This is a genomic window from Microbispora sp. CSR-4 (assembly GCF_008033685.1).
Taxonomy (GTDB): domain Bacteria; phylum Actinomycetota; class Actinomycetes; order Streptosporangiales; family Streptosporangiaceae; genus Microbispora.
Genome location: NZ_VJVX01000270.1, coordinates 489 through 935, shown reverse-complemented (window position 1 = coordinate 935; position 447 = coordinate 489). Strand labels below are relative to the sequence as shown.

Annotated in this window: 1 pseudogene; it reads right to left on the bottom strand. The window is 72.3% G+C overall.

The window, feature by feature from the left end:
- A pseudogene (locus tag FLV34_RS42075) lies at positions 1 to 447 on the bottom strand (hypothetical protein); the annotation flags it as partial.

Sequence of the window (447 nt, the reverse complement as noted above, 5' to 3'; positions counted from 1 at the left end):
CGTCGGCGCTCTCCGCACCGGCATCTATCCCGGCCTCGCCAGGAGCACGGTCGCCCGTGTCGTCCCGGCCTTCCTCGAAGCCCCCGGCATCCCGCGCGTCTCCGGCGTGGTCGGCGGTGTCGTCGGCCTGGCCCGGCTCGTCAGTGCTTGCGGCGGGGTCGGGGACGTAGTCGCTGGGGGCGCTGTCGTCGAGGTCTGCGAAGTGGTCGCTGACGTCGTCGTCGGTGGCCGGGGCAGCGGTGTCTTGGGTGGCCGGGTCGGCGGGGTATGGGTTGTCGTCGGCGGGGTCGGTGTTGTCGGGGTCGGTGGGGAGGGATTCGGCGCTGACCACGACGAGGAGCTCGGCGGCGATCTTCTGCTCCAGCAGGGCGATCAGCGCGTCCGCCTGACGTACCGTCAGCGGGCGGTCATCCCCCTGCGCCCTCAGCTTGGCGTACGCCTGCAACA